At 69.7% G+C, this 357-nt stretch carries 1 pseudogene; it reads right to left on the bottom strand.

The features are described from left to right. Positions 1-357: pseudogene (locus F0Q45_RS28455) on the bottom strand (Na+/H+ antiporter subunit A); the annotation flags it as partial.

The following is a 357-nucleotide window of genomic DNA, read 5'->3' as shown; positions in this document are numbered from 1 at the left end:
GGATAGAACCGCGTTGGGTCAGCGCGGTCAATCGCACCGCCAGCACGTCCAGCCCGCGGATACCGGCCTGGTAGGCGCGATCGGCGTCGCAGCGCGGCAGCCAGCCGAGACGGACCCGGCGCAGCCAACCGCGGGTGAGGAAGACCGTGGTGCCGGTCACCAAGACCAGAGCCGACAGCAGCAGGGATGGGCCCGGATGCCACAGAGCCAGGTAGTAGGAGCGCGGTCGGGCTACCACCGTGTCGGTGTAGGCCTGCAGCTGCTGGCCCAGGTAGGCGGGTACCAACCCGGTCACCAACCCCGCCGCGGCCAGCACCGCCGGAACGCTGAGAAATGTCGCTGTCGGGCGGTGCAAAG

Source organism: Mycobacterium simiae, assembly GCF_008370645.1.
Taxonomy (GTDB): domain Bacteria; phylum Actinomycetota; class Actinomycetes; order Mycobacteriales; family Mycobacteriaceae; genus Mycobacterium; species Mycobacterium simiae_A.
Note: the sequence above shows the minus strand (reverse complement) of the source record. Positions and strands in the feature narration are given on the sequence as shown.